The following is a 21,361-nucleotide window of genomic DNA, read 5'->3' on the forward strand; positions in this document are numbered from 1 at the left end:
GTGTGTGATCTGCGGGGATTGCTATGCCTTTGACAGGGGGGGCTTGGCACGCATCGCAGATCAGGGTGCAGGTATCGCTATCAGGCGGCCTTGGTGTCGTTTGCGGCCGCGCGCTTGTTTGTCGTGTTGTCCTGTTCTTCGGTTTCTTCGTCTGGGCGGTTGCCATGCGGGTTGCGCAGAAGGTTTGCGATCATGCGCATGCCGACATCGCCCTGCAGGGTCAAAAGGCTTTCAGGGTGGAACTGCACGGCACTGATCGGAAGTGACTTGTGGCGAATGCCCATGATCACCCCGTCGTCACTGCGCGCTGTTACCTTGATGTCGGCGGGCATTTCAGCGGCCTTGGCAAACAGGGAATGATAGCGCCCGACAACGATGTCATCAGGCAGGCCATCAAACAGCGGATCAGTTGTATCGAGTTTCACCTTTGACGGTTTGCCATGCATCGGTGTGACAAGTTGACCCAGCGAGCCGCCAAAGAATTCGACAATTCCCTGCAGACCCAGACAAACCCCGAATACCGGCAAGCCGGCGGCAAGCGCGCGTTCGATGCTGTCACGCAGGTGATAGTCATCCGGTCGCCCCGGACCAGGGGATAGGAACACCAGATCGGGTTTGAAATCCTCAAACGCCTGATCGGGGAAACCCGGACGCAGGGTCAGGGTTTCGGCCCCGGTGGCGCGGATATAGCTCGCTAGATTTTGTACAAAGCTGTCTTCGTGATCGATCAGAAGTACACGCTTGCCAATGCCCGAGATTGCTGGATCAAGGACAACCTCGTCCTTGGCATCGCGGGTGACAGCATCAATCATCGCCGATGCCTTCAGCACGGTTTCGGCTTCTTCGGCATCAGATTCACTATCAAACAAAAGCGTCGCGCCAGCGCGGACTTCGGCGACACCTTGTTTGAGGCGCACAGTGCGCAGGGTCAGGCCGGTATTCAGATCGCCATTGCACAGAACCGCACCAATCGCCCCGCCATACCATGCGCGTGAACTGCGTTCGACAGACTCGATATGTTTCATCGCGGCACGTTTCGGCGCGCCGGTAACGGTAACCGCCCAGCAATGGGTCAGGAAGGCATCAAGCGCATCAAACCCATCCCGCAGGCGGCCTTCGACGTGATCAACCGTGTGGATAAGGCGCGAATACATTTCGATCTGACGACGGCCGAGAATACGGATGCTGCCCGGTTTGCAGACGCGCGCCTTGTCGTTGCGATCGACATCGGTGCACATGGTAAGTTCTGATTCTTCCTTGGTCGAATTCAGCAATGTGCGGATGTTTTCGGCATCCTCGATCGCGTCACGTCCGCGCGCAATGGTGCCCGAAATCGGGCAGGTTTCGATGCGCTGTCCCTTGACCCGGACATACATTTCCGGCGACGCGCCAATCAGATGTTCGCCGCCCCCCAGATTGATCAAAAAGCCATACGGGGCCGGGTTGCGACGTTTCAGGCGGCGGAAAATTTCCGATGGTTTGGTATCGCAGGCAGTGCGGAAGACGCGGCTCGGCACGACTTCAAACAACTCACCACGTGCAAAGCGGTGTTTGGCGTCCTCGACAATGGAAGCGTATTCGCCTTGCTTCATGTCGTTTGCGATTTCAGCATTGTTGCCGCGTGACGGCGGGTGGGGTTGGGAAATGCGTTCCAGCCCGGCGGTGCTGCGGCCATCGGGGGCGATGAATTCATAATCGATCCGGGTCGCAACACGTGACGCATGGTCGACTGTGGCCATCTGATCGGGCAGATAAAGGTGGATGTCCTTATGATCCGCCGGGCGATCCTGTTTCAGGTTGATCTGTTCGAAATGAAGGGCGATGTCATAGCCAAACGCCCCATAAAGACCAAGGCGTTCATCCCCCTTGTGACCAAACAGATCGCGCAAAGCCCGGACAACGGAAAACAGGCTGGGCTGCTGACTGCGTTCTTCTTCGGGGAACCAGGAGGCGGGTTTTTTGATCACGCCATAAAGCCCGTCTTCGCCATTGGTCAGGCTTTCGACATGCGGGTGGTTTTCAAGGGTTTCGGAAATGACATCCAGCAACACCTGCCCGCGCCCATTGAGGGCATGTACGGCAAAGCCGCGTTCACGCCCGACAATTTCCAGCGGCGGGGCATCAAAGCCCATATCCCAACGTGAATAGCGCCCCGGGAACTCATAGCTTGAAGACAGCAACACGCCCTTGGTGCCATCAAGGGCATCAATCAGGCCTTCGGTCGCATTTTCGTACGGCATTTCTGTCATGCGGCGAATAATGGAAACACCGCCATCGGTGGTGTAGCGGTATTCGCTGCTGTCGGTCGAAATGCCGGTTTCGGTGGTCGGGGTCGTCACGTTTGTTACTCCTGTTTGGTGCCGGGCACTGCAGGAGCGGTGTGATCGTCAGAGAAGGAAAGAGGTCTGAAAACACAAAGCCGCCTGCAAGAATGAGGCGGCCGGTATGTTTAGGGCATGATTTTTGGCCGCCCGCTTAAGCGAGCCACCACCAACGATTTGCAATAAGGGTCGGGTTCATGCCGTTTGTTTTCATGCCCCAACCATGTGCCCAAAAAACACGGGCGTCAAGACTTTTGCGGCGAGGGTGTGGTTTCGGCGTCGCGCAGCTCAAGATGAAGCGGCTGATGACAATGCGGACAGGTCAGGATTTCGTCGCTTTCATTGCGGTGGACATCGCGGATGTCCTCAATGATCCATTGCGCCTGTTCTTCACTGATGCCGAGCTCTTCCTGATGGGAGCGCAACTTGTGACGGACCCGTTCGGTCAGGCGTTTGCCCAGCAACTGACGGGTGGCCTGATGGCGGTATTCGCTTTCGCGGCGGCGCAGTTCGGCGTTAAAGGCCGAGGCGAGAATACCGGCAGGCACCGCCACAATCCCGATCCCGGTCAACGAGATCACGCTGGCGAGGAACTTGCCAAATGGCGTAACCGGCACAACATCGCCATAGCCCACCGTGGCAAGGGTGATGACGCTCCAATACAGGGCATCAAGAAGGTTGCCAAAATCCTCGGGTTGGGCCTGATGTTCGGCGATATAGATGGCCCCGGCACTAAAGACCAGCATACAGGCAAGGGCGGCACTGGCGGCGCCAAAAATGCCAAGCTGCTGGCGAAAGACCAGCATCATCAATTCAAGCCCGGTCGAATAACGGGTGAATTTCAAAAGCCGCAACAGCCGCACGATGCGGATAAAGCGCAGATCGATGCTGGTAAAGAACCACAGGAAGATCGGCAGGATAGCCAAAAGATCAATCAACGCCATCGGGGTCAGTATATAGCGCAGCCGGGCAAACGGCCCGTTAAAGCGCGGATTGTCCGGGGCCGACCAGACCCGCAGGCCGTATTCGATTGCAAAAATCAGCGTGCAGATGATTTCGATGGCGGCAAACAGAATGAAATAGCGTTCGGCAAAGGCTTCGACCGAATCAAAGATCACCGAGACGACATTGATGATGATCGCACTGGCCAGAACCAGATGCACCAGAAGCGAAAAGCGCGAGCCCCGGTCAACACCGTGCAGAAGTTTCTGGGTTCTTGATCGAAGAGTCGGTTTCATGGTGCGCGCTCGGTCCGGGCAATGGGGTGCACTATTACACAGTTGCCCGGTGAGTTTTGCGCCAATCATTTCAGAAAAGGTTAAACCAGTCGACCGGAGCCAATCCGGGTGATCAGTAACCCTTTGCCGCGTGGATGAAGTCAGCAATTTTGCGGGCATCCTTGACACCCTTGCTACGCTCCACGCCTGATGACACATCGACCCATGGTGCGCCGGAAATCTTCACCGCTTCGGCGACGTTGCTGGGATCAAGACCGCCTGCCAGCATCCAGTTGCTTTGGAAGTTCTGGCCGGTCAAAAGCGTCCAGTCAAAGGACACGGCATTGCCACCGGGCAGGACGCTGTCCTTGGGCGGTTTGGCATCAAACAGCAGGAAATCGGCAACGCCGTCATAGTTTTTCTTGGCGTTTTCGATATCATCGGCGGTGCTGACCGAAATGGCCTTCATGACCTTAAGGCCAAAGCGTTCCTTGACCGCAGCCACGCGCTGCGGGCTTTCCTTGCCATGAAGCTGAATGACATCAAGGTTGCCAGCGGTGATCGCATTTTCCAGCGCCTCGTCACCGGCCTCAACAAACAGGCCGACCTTATAGATGCTGTTGGGGACGCGTTCGGTCAGTGTCTTGGCACCCTTGAGCGATATATGACGCGGGCTGGGTGGGAAGAAGACATATCCAAGGGCGTCAGCCCCGGCACTCATGGCAGCAATCGCGGCATCTTCGCTGTTAATTCCACAGATTTTGACCATGCAGCTCATCGGGGCATCCTGTTCTTGTCTTCGCTCTAATCTTGGCAACAAGGGCTTGTTGCATCTGATTGACTTATCAGAAATGACCACGATCCAACAGGATATTTGCGTTTTGGCGTGGCTTTCCACTGGCAGGATAATCATTGCTGCGCTATTTTCCCGCCCATGAGCAAGAACACAGACCCTGCCGCGGGCGAAACCGGCGAAAACACAACCCATTTTGGTTTTCGTGATGTTCCCGAAAGCCAGAAGGCATCCATGGTGCGCGAGGTGTTCGACACTGTCGCCTCCAAGTATGACCTGATGAACGATCTGATGAGCGGTGGGGTGCATCGCTTGTGGAAAGACAGCTTCATCAACGAGCTCAAGCCGCGTCCGGGAATGAAGCTTCTCGACGTTGCCGGGGGCACCGGGGATATTGCGTTTCGCTTCCTGAAAAATGGCGGTGGGTCGGTCACGGTATGCGACATCAATTACGAGATGCTCCATGTCGGACGCGACCGCGCGGTCGATCACGGGCTTCTGAAAAACATCAACTGGACCGTTGGCGATGCGCAGAAATTGCCGCTGCCTGATCAGTCGGTTGATGCCTACACGATTGCCTTTGGTATCCGCAATGTGACGCGCATCGACGAAGCGCTTTCGGAAGCTTATCGTGTGCTGCGTCCGGGCGGAAAATTCCAGTGTCTTGAGTTTTCCAAGGTGGTCGTGCCGGGCTTTGACAAGCTGTATGACACCTATTCATTCAAGCTTTTGCCGGAAATCGGCCGCTTCATTGCGGGCAATCGCGATGCCTATCAGTATCTGGCCGAAAGCATTCGCCAGTTCCCCGATCAGGAAACCTTCGCATCGATGATCCGGGCTGCCGGGTTTGAACGTGTAAAATACCGCAACCTGTCTGGCGGGATTGCGGCCATTCATTCCGGTTGGCGGATATAAGGGCGTTTGACGCATGATCCGTTTTGTTCGTAACAGTTTCCGCCTGCTTGCCATGGCGCGCACCTTGGCGCGCTACGATGCACTGTTTCCGCTCGCCCTTGTGCCGGGCGGGAAGTTTGTCGCGTTTCTGGCCCGCCTGACGGCACCCTTTTCACGCCGATCTGATCAGCCGCCTGGAAAACGCCTTGCCCGCGCGCTTGAGGAACTTGGTCCGGCCTTCATCAAACTGGGGCAAACGCTTGCGACCCGGTCCGATCTGATTGGCGATGATGTCGCAGCCGACCTTTCATCGCTTCAGGATCGCCTGCCGCCCTTTTCAGCCAAGGTTGCCAAACGCATCATCACCGAACAGTTAGCAGAGCCGTTTGACGTTCTGTTTGCCGAGTTCGATGAAAAACCGGTGGCGGCCGCATCCATCGCACAGGTGCATTTCGCCACCACGACCGATGGACGTGAAGTGGCGGTCAAGGTCCTGCGCCCCGATATTCGGTATCGCTTTGCGCGGGACATGGACCTGTTTTACTGGATTGCGGAGATTGTCGAGCTGACGCAACCGCGTTTGCGCCGCCTGAAACCGATTGAAACGGTCAAGGCGCTTGAAGACAGCGTGCATCTTGAGATGGATTTGCGGTTTGAGGCCGCAGCCGCATCGGAATTTCGCGATAATTTCAAAGATGATCCGACCTATTACATCCCGCAGATTGATTGGGAACGTACCGCCGAACATGTGATGACCATGGAACGGGTCAAGGGGGTGCGGATTGATAATGTCGAGGCGCTTGATCGCATGGGCATTGATCGATCCGACTTGCTTGCCAAGGCAGCCGGCGCGTTTTTCCAGCAAGTCTTCCGCGACGGTTTTTTCCATGCCGACATGCATCCGGGTAACCTGTTTGTCGATGAAAATGGCCGGGTCAGTCTGGTTGATTTCGGCATTATGGGCCGGGTGGACAAGCAAACGCGGCTTTACTTGGCCGAGATGCTTCTGGGCTTTTTGACGCGTGATTATCACCGCGTGGCCGAGGTTCATTTTGAAGCGGGCTACGTGCCACGCAATCAGTCGCTTGAAAACTTCCAGCAGGCCTGTCGTTCGATTGGCGAGCCGATCCTGGGCAAGGAACTGGCCGACATTTCCGTCGGGCGGTTGTTGGGGCAGCTTTTCCAGATCACCGAACAGTTTGGCATGGAAACCCAGCCACAGCTTCTGATGCTGCAGAAAACCATGATCGTTGCCGAGGGGCTTTCACGTATCCTTAGCCCGAACGAGAATATGTGGGAATTGTCGCGTCCGCTGATCGAAGACTGGATGCGCGAAAACCTTGGCCCGGAAGCCAAGGTCAAGGAAGCAACCCTTCAGGCCGGCACCATGTTGCGCCGTCTGCCCCGTGTGCTTGAAGCCGCCGAGCAGGCCTCATCGGTCCTGACCGAGCACGGCTTGCGTCTGCATCCTGAAACGGTTGCCGCGATGCGTGGTAAGGCGAGCAGCGGGCAAGGAAAATCAGGTGGCGTGTCACGCCAGACACTGGTTCTGTGGGTGGCGATCGCGGCACTGGCCGTTGCGGTGTACCTGAAATAACCCAATCACCTTACCGGGAAGGTCATGATGGCGGCTGTCGGTAAAACCATTGAAATCAGCCTGGATCGGTCGCGACTTGATCTTGAATATTGTTATGACTTCATCGCCAATTCCTATTGGTCGGGTGGGCGTACACGCGGTGAATTTGACCGGTCTGTGGAAATGTCATTTCCGGTTGGGGCCTATTGCGAGGGGCGTCAGGTCGGCTTTGCCCGTGTGATCAGTGATCAGATCGCCATTGCCTATGTTGCCGATGTCTTTGTGGATCGCGAGTATCGACGCATGGGGATTGCAGCAAAGATGCTGGATGCCTTGCATGCCCATCCTGATCTGGCCCGGGTAAAGCGATGGATGCTGGCAACACGCGACATGCAGCCACTGTATCGCCAGCACGGGTATCAAGACCTGGATGACAAGATCATGATGCGCCTCGATGAATACGCGCAAAAACGCGATCCGTTACGCTAAGATTTCGCCATTTCCAGCCTGCTTTCAAGCAACAGTGTGACCGCGTCACTGCCCATTTCCAAATGTCCGTGATCGGGTTTGATGGTGGCCCCGGCATCAAGCAATGCGGTCACAACCGCGATATAATCGCCGTTTTCCCGAGCCGGGCAATGTGATGACCCGTGAATCGCGGTGCCCAGCGTATCACCGCCAAACATATTGATCAGATCAAGCTTCGCACCCGCACGGATATACAGATCGACAATTTCGGGATGTCCCCACCATGCGCCTAAATGGATTGGCGGGCTGTCACTTTCGCCCTTGAAATTGATATCAAAGCCAAGCTCGACCATCAGGGCCAAAATCGGCAGGGATTCGGCGCGCATGGCAAGTTCGGTTTGCCGTGACAGGTCATCTTTCGACAGGGACGTTACAAGATTTGGCTGATCTTCCAGCAACGTATATGCGCCAGCCCTGTCGTTGGCACAGATAGCAGCCATTAGTTCTGCTGCCGGGTCAAGCGCGGTGATAAGCCCAAGACGTTCAAGAAGCCTGGCGGCATCCTGATTGCCGCAACTTTTGGCCAGTGCATAGGGGCTGCGCCCGTTGAAGGGCTGGGTTGCATCAGCCCCGGCGGTGATCAGTAATTCGCAAACCTTGGCGGATCGGCCGCGGATGATTGCGTGATGCAGGGCATTGCGTACATCCATCGGTTCAGTCGTTGGATGCTGGTATAACGGTGCATTGGGATCTGCGCCGTGATCGAGAAAAAGCTTCACACCATCGATGGTTTCGCGATCAAGCAGGCGATAAAACGCATTGGTATGCCCGACTTTTGCGCCATAACGGAACAATAACCGAACCCCGTCGAGGTCGGGCAATTCCGTTGCGTGATACAGGCTTTCATTGTCATTGGGGGATACGCCGCGATCCAGCAATGCTGCAGCCAATTTCAAGTTTCCAGCATGACCAATTGCACCATACAGCAAAGACAATCCGTGATCTGATTCAGGCTCTGCAGGCACCATTGTTTCAAGTGAGGCGCCGTGATCAACAAGCAGATCAAGTATTCTGATCTGGGTATCTGAAATATTGTGAGGGGCGGTGTCACTCAGATGCCACTTTGAGAAACACAAAAGCGAGATGACGGGATAATTTTCAATCGTCGCCTGGGCCGCCTCGGGCTGCTGTCTTAGATAGGCGTGAAGGTGTTCTTCACGGCCAAATGCCGCCATCAGACCGGGATGCGTGTCCATCAAGTCATGATCGAGTTCCAATAGCCGCTGAATCATCAGGAAATTGCCGTTGATCACCGCACGGACGAGGGATGATACGCGCTTTTGATGATTCATTGCTGCGGTTTCGATTGCCATTTTCAGGCGTGGCCAGCTCGGTGCACCAGACTCGATCGCGATGACGTGCAGGCAGTCCGCGTGATTTGCTTGATGTGGTGATTTGCGTTCGCCAAAAATTGAAGTATAGCGCTCCAGGGCCGTGATATCAGCATCTGCCAAGGCACGCTTTAGCTGTTTGGCATCGCGTTTGGCATGTTCGATATCGGTGCGGGGGCGCATCGGATGGTTTGTATTCGCTGGCTGGGTAGACTGTGCCATATCGTCATTCTCCCGTAACACCCATAAGTCCACCAGTTGGGCGGGATCAGACGTTGATCACTTTCATGTATCGGTTGGTCGAGCCTTTCCGTGGACGGGAGGCATACCGCAATGCCTGATTACAGGCTACGTGAGCCTTTCACGAAAGACAAGAAACGATAAGCAAGACAAGGTCCTGAGCGTAGTGGCACTGAATGCGCGAAAACCAACAAGAATAGTCTGCTTGATATAGTGAATATTTCATCCCCATAAACCACATGAAGAAATCCACTTATTGGTAAGGGTTTTTTGCTAAATTAGGACCTTTGCAAATAGGGCTGCGTCTTGCCGGAACGTGCGGTAAGGGGATGGTCCGTCTTTTGAAATGCCTTTATGGGGCGATGGCTTTTGTCTGATGCGGGCAGAAGCACAGGGGAACGCGCATGGCGAAAGCGGCAACAACACGCAAGAAACGATCGGCAAAGAAGACCTCGAAATCTTCGGCGAAAACCAAACCGATCGATCAGGATGATACGACGCGCACAGCCAGTGATGCCGCCCCGAAACCAGATGATGTTGCAGCGTCAACCACCAGTGCAGCAGCGCAGCAAAGTGCCGATGTCGCCGTGCAGCGTCGTCAGGTGATCAGTGATCTGTTTCAGCGCGGTCTTGCCGCCCATCAGGCGGGCCAGATTGATGACGCTGTGCGTCTATACAGCACTGCGCTCCGCCAAAACCCCAATCAGCCGGATGTCTGGAACAATCTTGGCGTTGCGCTTCGTCGCAGCAAAAAGTTCGATGCGGCGCTGATTGCCTATCGCCGGGCGGCGGACCTTCGGCCGGAAAATGCCGGAATGTGGTCGAATATGGGGAACTGCCTGCGCGAAATGATGCGCTTTGACGAGGCGCTTGTTGCGCACAAAAAGGCCCTTGAGCTTGATGACACGATCAAGTCGCACACGTTTAATGCCGGGCTTGTCTATCGCGATATGAACCGTTTTGATGAGGCGCTTGACTATTTTGAGCGTGCGCTTGCGATTGATCCGGATTATGTCGATGCGAATTGGGACAAGTCATTGGCGCATCTCGCCCTTGGCAATTATGCCGAGGGCTGGGCGGGGTATGAAACGCGTCGCAAGCTTGCCGATAATCCGATCCGCCCGCTTGAAACAGCACCCGAATGGGATGGCAAAATGGATCTGCGCGGCAAGCGTGTGTTGCTGCGCGCCGAGCAGGGCTTTGGCGACATGATCCAGTTTGCCCGGTTTGTGCCGCTGGTGGCCAAAAAAGCCGGGCATGTCGTCCTTGAATGCCGCAAGGAACTGATCCCGATCATGAAAACGGTCTCGGGTGTCGGCACGGTGGTCGAGAAGGGCCGCGCACTTCCGGAATTCGATGTGCATGTGCCGCTTTTGAGCCTGCCGCATGTGTTGGGCATTGGCGCCAAGGAGCTTCAGAAGCTTTCGACCGATAGTTACCTTACGCCGCCGCAGGGTAAACGCGCGCGACTGGCACCCCCGCCGGGCACGGCGCTGAAGGTCGGACTGATGTGGGCCGGAAAACTTAACCCGCGCGATCGATCCTGTCCGCTTGAAACCCTTCTGCCGATTTTGTCGGCCAAGGGGGCCGCGTTTTACAGTTTCCAGATCGACGAGCGCCGAGCTGATATCGACAAGCTGGGCCTGCATGCCTTTGTCACCGATCTCGGCGATCACATTCATGATTTTGGCGACAGTGCCGCACTGATGCGCGAGATGGATCTGGTGATCACAATCGACAGCTCCCCCGCCCATCTTGCCGGTGCGCTTGGCGTGCCGGTCTGGATGCTGCAACTTTACACCGCCGATTGGCGCTGGATGGTGGATCGGTCCGACAGCCCCTGGTACCCGACCATGCGTATCTATCGACAGGAAAAGCCTGCCGATTGGTCGGCCCCGGTTGAAAAACTGGGGCGGGACTTTTCCACAATCCTGCAAGCACGGCTGAATGCCAACTAAAAACGAAAGCGCCAGCGAATACTTGCCTTCGTGTCCAACTCGGCGTAGTTAAGCGGCTTGATTTTGTGGAATGCGGGTCTGGATGATGGCGCCTTGGGGTGATGCCTTTGGGTAATATCCGGGGCACATTCATTTGGCGAACCGATCTGGCGCAGGAGAATTCTTGTGAGCGAAGCTGCTTATAACAAAGGTTTCCCGGTTTCCTGGGAACAGATGCATCGCGATGCCCGTGCACTGGCATGGCGACTTTTGGAACAGGGCCCGTATAAGGGAATCGTGGCAATTACCCGTGGTGGTCTTGTGCCCGCCGCCATCATTGCCCGCGAACTTGATATTCGCCTGATTGATACGGTCTGTGTTCGCAGCTACTCTGACAAAACGCGTGGCGATCTGGAATGGCTGAAAGACATCGAGGGTGACGGCACCGACATGCTGATCATTGATGATCTGGTCGATACCGGCAAAACCGCCAAGGCTGTGCGCGAGAAACTGCCAAAGGCGCATTTCGCAACGGTTTACGCCAAGCCGCTTGGCCGCGAAATCGTCGACAGCTTTGTGACCGAAGTGTCCCAGGATACGTGGATTTACTTCCCGTGGGATATGGAACTGTCGGTCAACGCCCCGATCTCTGAACGCGTTCGCTAATCGGCCTGGGGAAGTTTTCCGTATCCCTTGTAAGGCCGATTGCCAGACAAGGAGATTTCAGGATGCCCCGACCTTCACGCCCGGACTTCCATCGTATGTTGCAGCAAGCGCGCCGATGGGCCGGGCGTTTGTGTTTTGGCACGGTTGCCACTATTGGTTTAAGCGCGGTCAGCCTTCCTTCCCACGCCCAGCAGGTGTCCGAGCGCATTATGCGGGCACAGTCTCTATTGAGTACTGAAAGCGGCTATCGCCTGTCTGTCTTTGCAGAAGTCCGCAATGCGCGGACCATGGCGGTGGCGCCTGAACTCGGCGGTATTTTTGTCGGTACGCGCGGGCCCAATCTTTATTTCGTGCGTGACGCAGACGGCGATGGCGTCGCCGAGGACGTCAATCGGATCGCCGATGATTTCAAACTCGCCAACGGGATTGCCTATAAGCCCGGAATGCTGTTTGTCGCCGATCAGCATCGTATTGTCGCATATGACCTTGCCAATTTTGACGGCGAGACCCTTGGCCGCCCGCGCATCCTGTTTACCAATCTGCCCGATGAAAGCCACCATGGCTGGCGTTATGCCGCCTTGTCACCGGATGGCAATCGGCTGTTCGTTGCCGTCGGGGCCCCATGCAATATCTGTAAGGTCAGCGGCCTTGAAGGCACAATTATCTCCATTCCCACCACTGGTGGTGCGCCACAGGTCTATGCCAGCGGTATCCGTAACTCGGTGGGGCTGACATTCCATCCGGAAACCGAAGAGCTGTGGTTTACCGATAATGGTGGCGACATGCTTGGCGATAACATCCCGCGCGAGGAACTTAATCGCGCCAGCCAGGCCGGCCAGTTCTTTGGCTATCCGTGGTATGCGGGGAATGATACCAGAAGCCCGCAATTCTCCGATGAAACCGTCCCGGAAACGGTTACTTTCCCGGAATTTACCTTTAACGCCCACAATGCGCCGCTTGGTTTTACCTTTGATGGCGATGATGCGCTGGTGGCTTTGCATGGTTCCTGGAACCGCACGATCCCGGATGGCTACAAGGTGGTGCGGGTCGAATTTATCAATGGCACGCCAGTCACAGAAAACCCGTTCCTTGACGGATTTTTGCGCAGCAACGGTGAAGTGATCGGCCGACCCGTGGATGTGAAACACTATATCGACGGGTCGATCCTGATTTCCGATGATTATGCCAGTGCGATCTGGCGTCTGGTGCCGGAAGGCTGATTTATCCGGGGATTTGATCGGGTGATTAATTGGGTGGATCAATATGTGATCCGCTTGCGCTGATTGGAAAAGCGGGCTATAAAACGCGCGCTTCGCGGGTGTAGTTCAATGGTAGAACGGCAGCTTCCCAAGCTGCATACGAGGGTTCGATTCCCTTCACCCGCTCCAAGCCTTTCCCAAAAATCACGATAGACGATGACCGATATAATTGTCGGTTGTGCATGTGCTTATAAAATATTTGCGAATGATTATTAAAATCGTGTATGAGAGCGATTGAAGCTGTTGGGCATACGAAACTTCCACCGGCAGCTTCAAACGGGGGATCATCGTGTCAGAATCAGCCGGGCAGGCTTCAGCAAGCTTGGAAGCGGTCGTTGAGAAATATTATGACGACTTGCTAAAGTTCATTGGTAAACGGTGCGGCTCCGAAACCGTGGCCGAAGAAATTGTGCAAGAGACTTGGGTCCGAGCCAAAAGCGCGCCTGTGCTTATTCCCGAAAACCCGCGCGCTTATGTGTTTCGAATTGCACGCAACCTTTTAGCGGATCATTATCGGCGAAACTCGATAAGCCCCGAGCCAATGGGGCAGTTGTTCACTCATTCTGCGTGGTCATCTCATAAGGACGATGGGCCGGGACGTATTGAAATTGATCAAGCTCCCTCGCAAGAAGACGTTGCAGCCGCCCATCAGGAACTGCGCATCATTTCGCAAACGGTTGAGACCCTTCCGACAAAATGTCGTCAGGTTTTTTTGATGTATCGCGGAGAAGAACTTTCAATGCGCGAGATTTCTGAAAAACTTGATGTATCTGTGAAGACGGTTGAAAACCATATTCGCAGGGCGATGTTGGAATGTCGTCGCAGTCTTCACAAAGCACACTCGGGTAACTAACAGTGTATTTTCGATTTTCGAGACCAGTCAGTTTGTCAGGTTTCAACGGGCGCGTGTCTGACCCGTTATACCCCTGTGTGGTGCGGTTCCGGTCTTCTGATGTTCTGGAGGCGATTGAATGACAGATCGCCAGAACATGTCGCCTGAACCGGTATCTGAGGAACTGTTCGACGAAGCGGTGATTTGGCACACCCGGTTGCACGAAGCCAAGGAAAACGCTGATTGTGATCAGCGGAATGACTTGCTTGCGCAGTTTGAACTTTGGCAGGCGCAATCCCCAGAGAACGTGCGCGCCTTTGCCGAGGTCGAACTGCTTTGGGGCAAACTGGCTGATCCGGTTAAGCTACAAGCAGAGCAGGCGCAATCAAGCGATGATCACAAGAGAGCCAAGAACCAATATTCTCAAAAGCGGCGCGGATATATACGCCCCGTCATGGTGGCGGCAATGGCGGCTTGTTTGGTGCTTTTTGTCGGGTTTGGAACGGAAACCTATCCAACCGTGAAGGGGATGTTTGATGACAACTTCATTCACGCGCAGCATTCGGTTGTCACCAAATCACTTCCGGATGGCAGTGTCATCAAATTGAACGCAGAAAGCGCCGTGTCGGTTGATTTTGAACCAGATACACGCGGGGTGGATCTGCTTTCTGGTGAAGCGTGGTTCGAAGTTGCCCATGACACACAGCGCCCGTTTGTCGTCCGTACGAAATTTGGGATTGTGACAGCACTGGGCACTGCATTCAACATTTCGTCACACAATGATCAGGTGACGGTCAGTCTCGAAGAAGGCAAGGTCGCTGTGGACTGGTCTGCTACTGAGGCAGATGAGCTCGGCACGAATGACAACAAGCATGTGACGTTGATTGCAGGTGAAGCCATGACGCTCTCATCCAATGGTATCGGACATCCTGCGCATTTTGATCGCATGGCAACTGCCGCATGGCGAAAAGGCAAGATGGTCTTCTATCAAACCCCGTTGTCCGATGTGATCGACGTCCTCAATACCTATCACGAGGGACACATTATGGCTGTGAATCCTGAGCTGAGAGACATGTCTGTCAGTGGTGTCTTCCGGACAGACGATATCGATCAGGTGATTGATGCGATTGAAGGGACATTGCCTGTCCGGGTCGTGAAAATTAGTAACTACATGATATTGCTAATTTAATTTCCAAATCGTTCCCGCCTCTCCAGTCGGATTGTTTTCGCGATTGAAAAAAATGTTTCCCGTCCGCTAGGGGACTTGTCGATCTCTTGCGTCTTTATATGCATGACGAAAATGCGACCTATTCGCATGTGTGTATTTGAAGACTTGGGGGACTGACGTGGTCAGCATAAAAAACATGAAATTCGGGCGGCAACTGATGATCGGGGTATCGTTGCTGGCCTTTCAAAACGGGCTTGCACAAGGTGCTTTCGCGCAAGATGTCAGTCAACAGGCACAAAGCCCGATACTGTTCCAATTTGATATTTCAGCACAGCCACTGCCACAGGCTTTGACGGCATTTTCCGATGTCACCGGGATACAGATTCTTTATACCGAACAATCGATCTACGGGCATGATGCGCCTGCATTGGCTGGTGAATATTCCGCAGATGAGGCGCTTGGGGCGTTGCTGAGCGGCAGCAATGTCGATTTCAGCTACACATCAGAAAACTCGATTACGTTGCGTCGGAACTCGGCCAGTGGTGATATGGGTGAGGTAACACTCGACACGGTCGAGATCATTGGTACGCGGCAATCGCGATACGACAGTCGTTACGCAGAAACCGGCACCATGATCCCCAAGGATGTGACAGACATCCCGCGTACCGTAGAAGTCATCCCCGAGCAATTGCTGCTTGATCAACATGCGCAAGAGCTTGACGAGGTGTATCGTTTGTCGCCAAACGTGGTGAATATGGATGGCTATGGCGGGAGCCGAGAAGACTTTCTTATTCGTGGTTTTCGACGCCGTGACGATATTTATCGCAACGGAGTACGGCTTAAAACTAACGGTCGTATGAACCCGTCCACAGTGGAAAACGTTCAGATCGTTAAGGGTCCAGTGGCCGAAATTGGTCAGATGACCCCAGGCGGACTTGTCAACGTCATTACCAAAAAGCCGGAATACGATCAGCGGGCACACGCGGTTACGAACTTTAACGAACATGGTCAGAAACAGGTGCTGGCCGATGTGACCGGTCCGATTGGACAAAATGATGCGTTTGCCTACCGGATTACGGCCTCCGCTGAGGATAGTGAAAATTTCCGTGATGCGAGTATTGAGCGGCAGTTCTTGAACAGTGCTGTATCGTGGATGTCTGATAGCGGTTCATTGGTTGATTTCAGTTATGAATACACCCATGACGAACGACCGGTTGACCGTGGTGTGGTGACGGTTCCCGGAAGTGGCAGCAGTCGCGAAATTGCCGATGTGTCGCTTGACACGCGATTTGATCAGGCGAACCTGAATAACCGTGATGTGACCACTCACATCTGGGAACTTGATAACTCTGTGCCTGTTTTTGATGACGCGTGGTATCTCGAAAGCAAGCTGTTCTATGCCTATGAACAAGTAGACGAGCTTAGAAACGAGGTGACCAATGTGTCGAGCACGGGTGTTTTGACACGTCGCGTTCAGGGAAATGATGACCGTGAACTCAGCACGGCATTTGGGCGGATGCAGCTTCGCGGCGAGGCAGACCTTTGGCGGCCTGTGGAACTGGTCTCCGGGGTCGAGTTGCGCCACCAGTACGAAACCTGGACCAACTTTTCCGGTCAGGATCAGGTTGGTGGCACCATTTCGAACCCGTCTTCCTTTACGTTGGTTGACAATACGTCTTCAAATCTGCGTTCCAAGCTATATACCGAAGTTGAGCAAATCTCTTATGGGCCCTACGTACAAGGTGATCTTCACCTTACGGATGAGGTTGCGCTGACACTTGGTGCACGCTACGAGATTTATGATAACGAGAAGAGCCAGGAGAACAAACTTGACGGGGCATTGTCTGGTGCAGATCCCAAACGGGATGGTAAACTGACGAAATCGGCAGGGCTTCTATGGAAACCGCTTGATTCCCTGTCTCTATATGCTTCATATGCGGAGACTTTCCAGTCACAGAACATTTATTCAGGTAATGCAGGGACCATCTCTGTCTTTGCACCTGAAGAAGGGCGTCAATATGAAATTGGGGCTAAGTGGTCAGGATGGAATGACCGATTACTGTTAACCGGTGCGCTGTTTGATATTAAGCAGGACAACGTCGTGGACACAGTGAATGGTACGCCACAACTGACGGGTGTTGTCCGTTCGCGCGGTTTCGAAAGTTCTGTTACGGCGACACCAATCAAGGGTCTTAACCTGCGCGGGACTATTGGCCTTCTTGATGCAGAAATTGTCAGTGCAAACGATGAGAATGGTAATCGACCGGCCAATACGCCCGAGATGACTGCAAACCTGTGGGCCAGCTATGAGTTCCAGGACGCCGCCAGTGACTACAAGGGGCTTGGGTTTGGCGGTGGACTGACCCATGTGGGAAATCGCTATGGCGACAATGACCATAGCTTTGAACTGGATGACTATACCGTTTTTGATCTTGGGGTTTGGTATTATCTGCCGATAAAAAATCAATCGCGGGTGCGTTTTGACCTAGGGATGAAAAACGTCACCGACGAGGAATATTACGTTGCTTCTGGCGGGACGTATCGTGTCAGCGTCGGCAACCCACAGACCGTATTTGGTAGCGTCAGAGTCGAATTCTGATGCGGCAAATTCTAAAGGTGCCAGTCAAACCGATCGGGTTTGACTGGCACAGTTGGATCGGTGTTTATCTGGGCCTGATGATGTTTTCGATTTGCTGGAGCGGCGCCTTTGCCGCTTTGTCATCGGAAATCGACTGGCTTTTGATGCCCGGTGCCCGTGTCAGCGCCCATGACGGCAGTTTTGATTTTCCTGCGGCTTTTGCGGCCGTGAGAAGCACGTATCAGGATACCAAAATCGAACTGGCAGAGGCCCCCGCAAACCAGATTTCAGCCGCAAGGTTTACCGTCAAAGAATCTGGTGGTGCGCGGTACTACGTCTACGTGGATCCGGTGACATTTGAGATAACCGGACGCCAGTCCATCTTCACGGTTCAAAGGTTTTTTCGCGAGTTCCACGAAGCTTTTTTCGGGCTTTATGGTGTCGGCAAGTTTCTCGTTTGTCTGTTTGCCGTTCCACTGTTTCTGTCGATGCTGTCGGCGTTCTATTTCTATAAGCGTTGGTGGCGGCGGTTCTTCCAGCTGCGTGTGGGCAAAACGAATATCAGCCTGTGGAGCAGCCTGCATAAACTTGCCGGCCTATGGAGCCTTTGGTTCGTTGTGATTATGGCGATCACCGGTGCCTGGTATTTATTTGAAGAAGCGCGTTACAAACTCGGCGATGAAAAGTTTGCGCTTGTAGATTCCTACCCGCTAGCTGTTCATCAGTTACCCCGCCCCGATAAGACAGGGCAGGGACCCATGGGCATTAGTGAGCTGCTGGCGATTGCCCGGGCCGCACGCCCTGATATGCAGATCAAAACGATCCAGCCTGATCGTGGTGGGTACTTTTATGTTATCGGACAAGCAGACGATCTTCTGGTCCGTGATCGCGCGAACAAACTGTTTATCAACCCGATGAATGGTGCGGTGGAATTCAACCAGCATGCCGAAGACCTGAATGCCTATTGGCGGTGGTCGGAAACGGCCGATATTTTACATTTCGGGTCGTTCGCAGGTCTTGGTAGCAAGATCATCTGGTTTATTTTTGGCCTTCTCTTGGCGGGGTTGTCGCTGTCAGGTGCCTGGCTTTATGTGAATAAGCATCGAGACAAAAGACAAGGCAGATGGCGGTACGCCGATATTGCGGCTTGTGTTGCTTTGGTTATTCCGGTCTCGGCAATGCCGATTGTCTGGGTTTATTTGCACCGTGTTGGCGGCAAGGTCGACGGCCATTATGTAATGGCCGAGCTGACGGGTGGAGTGACGGTCTTTATCACCGGCTGGGCGGTCATAACGCTTATGATCGAGATACTCTGGGTGCTCGGTATTTTCTCGATCAGGCGCGGGAAGATTGGAGATAGCCGGAGAGTTGCCTCACGGAGCCGCGTATGAATAACCCTTCATGCGTGCTTCCTCGTCACTGCAAATTTCGCTGTCAGCTTTGGCGGTGAGCGCGGAAAAGCGCGGATCGAGGGTGCTGAGGTAGTTGCCCTTGTCATCAGCGGTGAACAGGCAGCGTCCGGTTTCGCCGTCAAGGCGTTTGCCGGCCCGCCAGTCTGCCGGGGCAATCATATCACCGCCATGGATGCCGATGCCGGCATTGTCCGCATCGCGTGACAGGCGATCATACCGATGGGAATAGCCCGCAATTGGTAATGCTTCGCCGTCGCTGATCATGGCGGCTGCTATATCGCGTTCGCCGATGCCACATTCCATGACCGGGAAATCATCCGTCTTGCCCGCGCGTTCCTGATCACCGGGCCAGCAATGGACATCAAACGGGGCCATGGCGAAATATTTGCGCAATTGCATGGCCGAAGACATGCCGCAATCCCAGAAACTGCCGTTATGCAGGCACTGCTGACCGAGTTCAGGGGCATCCATGCCAGCAATATCAACGACCTTTCCGGCGATCATGATGGTGTCGCCATCAATGACATGCACATCACGCCCCTTGGCGACGAGACCGCCCGTATCAGAAAGCTCGGATGCATTGTCTGCAGCATGAACAGGGTTGCTGTGCCAATGCAGGCCAAAGGCAACGATCACAGGGATGGCAAGAAGGATGATCAGGCGGGCAATGCGTTTCACACGGACCTCAATGAAATGCAGGGATAGATGAATGACACTACGGTCATGGCAAAAGAACAAGCAAAAAGAACGGCAAAATGATGACGCGTTCCACGGGGACCGCGTGCTGGTGTGGCATTGGCATCACGGGTGCCATGCACAATAACCGGATGCATTGACGACCATTTGGAGCTACAAGCGGATTTATTCTTTGCTGTCAGGGAAGCTTGTTTGTTCCGTCTGCAACCCATCTTTTTCGTTGTCGGGGTGATGGTCATTATCATCGGTATATCGATGATGGTGCCGTCGGCTGTTGATCTTTATTACGGCAATCCGGACTGGAAAATTTTTGCGCAGGCCTCGATCACGACAATCGGGCTTGGCGGTATGGCGTGTCTTGCCTGTCGATCCGATATCGGGCCGCGGGTGACGGCACGGCAGGGGTATGTTCTGACCGTGGTGTCATGGATTGCGATCAGCCTGACCGGGTCCTTGCCGCTTTGGTATTCGTCGCTTGAAATCAGTTTCTGTGATGCGGTTTTTGAAACCGTATCGGGCCTGACAACGACCGGATCGACGATCCTGTCGGGGCTTGATCATTTGCCGCCGGGCTTGCTGATCTGGCGGTCGATCATGCAATGGCTTGGCGGGATCGGGATCATTGTGACGGCCCTTGCCCTGTTGCCGATGATGCGGGTTGGCGGCATGCAGCTTTTCCAGATGGAAAGTTCCGACCGGTCGGAAAAACTCAGCGGGCGCATGCGCGACATGTGCCTGCAGATCGTTCTGATATATACCGTGCTGACGGTCGTGTGTGTCGTGCTGTACCGTATTTTCGGCATGCGGTGGTTTGATGCCATCAATTACGGCATGACGACCCTGTCCACGGGCGGTTATGCAACGTCAGACCTGTCCTTTGCCAAGTTTGACACCAGCCTGTCGCTGCACTGGATCGCCATCCTGTTCATGTTTATCGGGGGCCTGCCCTTTACCGCCTATGCTGTTTCCTTACGCAAACGTGCGATCAAGGCGGTTATTGGCAATCAACAGATCAGATTGTTCTGCCTGATTATTGCGGGCTTCACGCTGCTGTTGACGGTGCGGCTGGTGCAGATTTCGGATGACAGCATCATCCGGTCACTGACCATGGCGGCGTTTAACCTCGTTTCTGTTATCACGACGACCGGTTTTGCGTCGGGTGATTATCTGTTGTGGGGCCCGGCCGCGGTCATGCTGTTTTTCTTTGCGACCTTTATTGGGGGCTGTTCGGGATCGACCTCGGGCGGGTTCAAGATGTTTCGCCTGTATGTGGTATTCACCGGACTTCGCACCCATTTCATGCGCCTGCGCAGCCCGTCTGCCGTGGTGGTCAACCGCATTGACCGGCATGAAATTACGTCTGACATCTATAACGCAGTGACGGTTTATGTCTTCTTGCTGACCATCAGCTATATCGCGGTGACGATTGCGCTGGGACTGACCGGGCTTGATCTGATTACCTCGATGAGTGCGGCGGCGACATCGCTTGCCAATGTCGGGCCGGGGCTTGGCAACATCATCGGCCCGGCGGGCAATTTCCAGTCGCTGCCGGATTCGGCGAAATGGATCCTTGATGTTGCGATGGTTCTCGGGCGCCTCGAATTTGAGACCTTGCTGGTTCTTCTGATGCCATCCTTCTGGCGCGACTGACCTTTTTGCTTTTTCCACCCATTGCAGGCCAATTGTGACGGTTGCCACAGACCATCCTTCCGGCATCGGGCAATTTTCAAATACTCAAGCCAGCACGGACCGAATCTTGTCCGTGTCTGGACAGTCCGTCTCTTGACGGTTCAGCCCGTCCTTTGACATCTGCTTGGCGGTGGTACGGTCAAAGGGCGGGTTTCTCCCACATAAGTGAAACAAGCTTTGGAACAATCGGTTGCGGGCCACGTTATGGCACTAGAAAACCGCGC

General features: G+C 54.4%; 16 protein-coding genes and 1 tRNA gene. 12 read left to right on the forward strand and 5 right to left on the reverse strand.

What is annotated here, in order from left to right:
• Nucleotides 1-80 precede the first annotated feature (80 nt).
• From ACXAIA_RS17880 to ACXAIA_RS17890, 3 genes are all read right to left on the reverse strand, one after another.
• Nucleotides 81-2,339: an anthranilate synthase component I gene (locus tag ACXAIA_RS17880; protein WP_475350544.1), complete on the reverse strand. Its 2,259-nt coding sequence runs from the start codon at nt 2,337-2,339 to the stop codon at nt 81-83.
• Between the two features lie 227 nt (nt 2,340-2,566).
• Nucleotides 2,567-3,559 carry an ion transporter gene (locus ACXAIA_RS17885; RefSeq protein ID WP_475350545.1) on the reverse strand — a complete coding sequence of 331 codons (993 nt, stop codon included), beginning with the start codon at nt 3,557-3,559 and terminating at the stop codon, nt 2,567-2,569.
• 112 nt (nt 3,560-3,671) lie between these two features.
• Nucleotides 3,672-4,316 (reverse strand): phosphoribosylanthranilate isomerase, encoded by a 645-nt coding sequence (locus tag ACXAIA_RS17890; protein ID WP_475350546.1) that lies wholly within the window; start codon nt 4,314-4,316, stop codon nt 3,672-3,674.
• A gap of 156 nt (nt 4,317-4,472) precedes the next feature.
• Here ACXAIA_RS17890 and ubiE point away from each other — a divergent pair, with 156 nt between their 5' ends.
• Genes ubiE through ACXAIA_RS17905 form a run of 3 tightly spaced genes read left to right on the forward strand, consistent with a single transcriptional unit; the run spans nt 4,473 to nt 7,290 of the window.
• Nucleotides 4,473-5,246, forward strand: coding sequence for a bifunctional demethylmenaquinone methyltransferase/2-methoxy-6-polyprenyl-1,4-benzoquinol methylase UbiE (gene ubiE / locus ACXAIA_RS17895; RefSeq protein ID WP_475350547.1), 774 nt, complete (start codon nt 4,473-4,475; stop codon nt 5,244-5,246).
• Nucleotides 5,247-5,259: 13 nt separating this feature from the next.
• Complete coding sequence (gene ubiB, locus ACXAIA_RS17900; protein WP_475350548.1) at nt 5,260-6,822, forward strand: 2-polyprenylphenol 6-hydroxylase; 1,563 nt, start codon at nt 5,260-5,262, stop codon at nt 6,820-6,822.
• Nucleotides 6,823-6,846: 24 nt separating this feature from the next.
• Complete coding sequence (locus ACXAIA_RS17905) at nt 6,847-7,290, forward strand: GNAT family N-acetyltransferase (RefSeq protein WP_475350549.1); 444 nt, start codon at nt 6,847-6,849, stop codon at nt 7,288-7,290.
• On the opposite strand, the gene ACXAIA_RS17910 is transcribed toward ACXAIA_RS17905, so the two are convergent.
• Complete coding sequence (locus ACXAIA_RS17910; RefSeq protein WP_475350551.1) at nt 7,287-8,882, reverse strand: ankyrin repeat domain-containing protein; 1,596 nt, start codon at nt 8,880-8,882, stop codon at nt 7,287-7,289. The genes ACXAIA_RS17905 and ACXAIA_RS17910 overlap by 4 nt on opposite strands.
• Nucleotides 8,883-9,304: 422 nt before the next feature.
• Between ACXAIA_RS17910 and ACXAIA_RS17915 the strand changes: the two genes are divergently transcribed.
• The 8 genes from ACXAIA_RS17915 (at nt 9,305) to ACXAIA_RS17950 (ending at nt 18,731) form a co-directional block, all read left to right on the forward strand.
• On the forward strand, nt 9,305-10,858 hold the full coding sequence (locus ACXAIA_RS17915) for a tetratricopeptide repeat protein (RefSeq protein ID WP_475350552.1): 1,554 nt from the start codon (nt 9,305-9,307) through the stop codon (nt 10,856-10,858).
• A gap of 165 nt (nt 10,859-11,023) precedes the next feature.
• Nucleotides 11,024-11,503, forward strand: coding sequence for a xanthine phosphoribosyltransferase (gene gpt / locus ACXAIA_RS17920; RefSeq protein ID WP_475350553.1), 480 nt, complete (start codon nt 11,024-11,026; stop codon nt 11,501-11,503).
• Nucleotides 11,504-11,565: 62 nt separating this feature from the next.
• Nucleotides 11,566-12,723, forward strand: a complete 1,158-nt coding sequence (locus tag ACXAIA_RS17925) for a PQQ-dependent sugar dehydrogenase (protein WP_475350554.1) — start codon at nt 11,566-11,568, stop codon at nt 12,721-12,723.
• 94 nt (nt 12,724-12,817) lie between these two features.
• Nucleotides 12,818-12,891 (forward strand) — tRNA-Gly (locus tag ACXAIA_RS17930).
• Nucleotides 12,892-13,051: 160 nt separating this feature from the next.
• Complete coding sequence (locus ACXAIA_RS17935) at nt 13,052-13,615, forward strand: RNA polymerase sigma factor (protein ID WP_475343866.1); 564 nt, start codon at nt 13,052-13,054, stop codon at nt 13,613-13,615.
• A 118-nt stretch (nt 13,616-13,733) separates the two neighbouring features.
• The gene (locus ACXAIA_RS17940) at nt 13,734-14,783 is read left to right on the forward strand and encodes a FecR family protein (RefSeq protein WP_475350555.1); all 1,050 of its coding nucleotides are present in this window, start codon (nt 13,734-13,736) and stop codon (nt 14,781-14,783) included.
• Nucleotides 14,784-14,940: 157 nt separating this feature from the next.
• A complete protein-coding gene (locus ACXAIA_RS17945) occupies nt 14,941-17,361 on the forward strand; it encodes a TonB-dependent siderophore receptor (RefSeq protein ID WP_475350556.1) in 2,421 nt (806 codons plus the stop codon).
• On the forward strand, nt 17,361-18,731 hold the full coding sequence (locus tag ACXAIA_RS17950) for a PepSY-associated TM helix domain-containing protein (protein ID WP_475350557.1): 1,371 nt from the start codon (nt 17,361-17,363) through the stop codon (nt 18,729-18,731). The genes ACXAIA_RS17945 and ACXAIA_RS17950 overlap by 1 nt, the downstream gene beginning before the upstream one ends.
• On the opposite strand, the gene ACXAIA_RS17955 is transcribed toward ACXAIA_RS17950, so the two are convergent.
• Nucleotides 18,714-19,430: a thermonuclease family protein gene (locus ACXAIA_RS17955; protein WP_475350558.1), complete on the reverse strand. Its 717-nt coding sequence runs from the start codon at nt 19,428-19,430 to the stop codon at nt 18,714-18,716. The genes ACXAIA_RS17950 and ACXAIA_RS17955 overlap by 18 nt on opposite strands.
• Before the next feature lie 210 nt (nt 19,431-19,640).
• Between ACXAIA_RS17955 and ACXAIA_RS17960 the strand changes: the two genes are divergently transcribed.
• On the forward strand, nt 19,641-21,098 hold the full coding sequence (locus ACXAIA_RS17960) for a TrkH family potassium uptake protein (protein ID WP_475350559.1): 1,458 nt from the start codon (nt 19,641-19,643) through the stop codon (nt 21,096-21,098).
• The last annotated feature ends 263 nt before the right edge of the window (nt 21,099-21,361 follow it).

The sequence above is a fragment of the Thalassospira sp. ABL2_045 genome (assembly GCF_056161285.1).

Coding starts and splice junctions, on each gene's coding strand:
- ACXAIA_RS17885 (WP_475350545.1), bottom strand. CDS start 3,559: ATGAAACCGACTCTTCGATCAAGAACCCAGAAACTTCTGCACGGTGTT.
- ACXAIA_RS17890 (WP_475350546.1), bottom strand. CDS start 4,316: ATGAGCTGCATGGTCAAAATCTGTGGAATTAACAGCGAAGATGCCGCG.
- ubiE (WP_475350547.1), top strand. CDS start 4,473: ATGAGCAAGAACACAGACCCTGCCGCGGGCGAAACCGGCGAAAACACA.
- ubiB (WP_475350548.1), top strand. CDS start 5,260: ATGATCCGTTTTGTTCGTAACAGTTTCCGCCTGCTTGCCATGGCGCGC.
- ACXAIA_RS17905 (WP_475350549.1), top strand. CDS start 6,847: ATGATGGCGGCTGTCGGTAAAACCATTGAAATCAGCCTGGATCGGTCG.
- ACXAIA_RS17910 (WP_475350551.1), bottom strand. CDS start 8,882: ATGGCACAGTCTACCCAGCCAGCGAATACAAACCATCCGATGCGCCCC.
- ACXAIA_RS17915 (WP_475350552.1), top strand. CDS start 9,305: ATGGCGAAAGCGGCAACAACACGCAAGAAACGATCGGCAAAGAAGACC.
- ACXAIA_RS17925 (WP_475350554.1), top strand. CDS start 11,566: ATGCCCCGACCTTCACGCCCGGACTTCCATCGTATGTTGCAGCAAGCG.
- ACXAIA_RS17940 (WP_475350555.1), top strand. CDS start 13,734: ATGACAGATCGCCAGAACATGTCGCCTGAACCGGTATCTGAGGAACTG.
- ACXAIA_RS17950 (WP_475350557.1), top strand. CDS start 17,361: ATGCGGCAAATTCTAAAGGTGCCAGTCAAACCGATCGGGTTTGACTGG.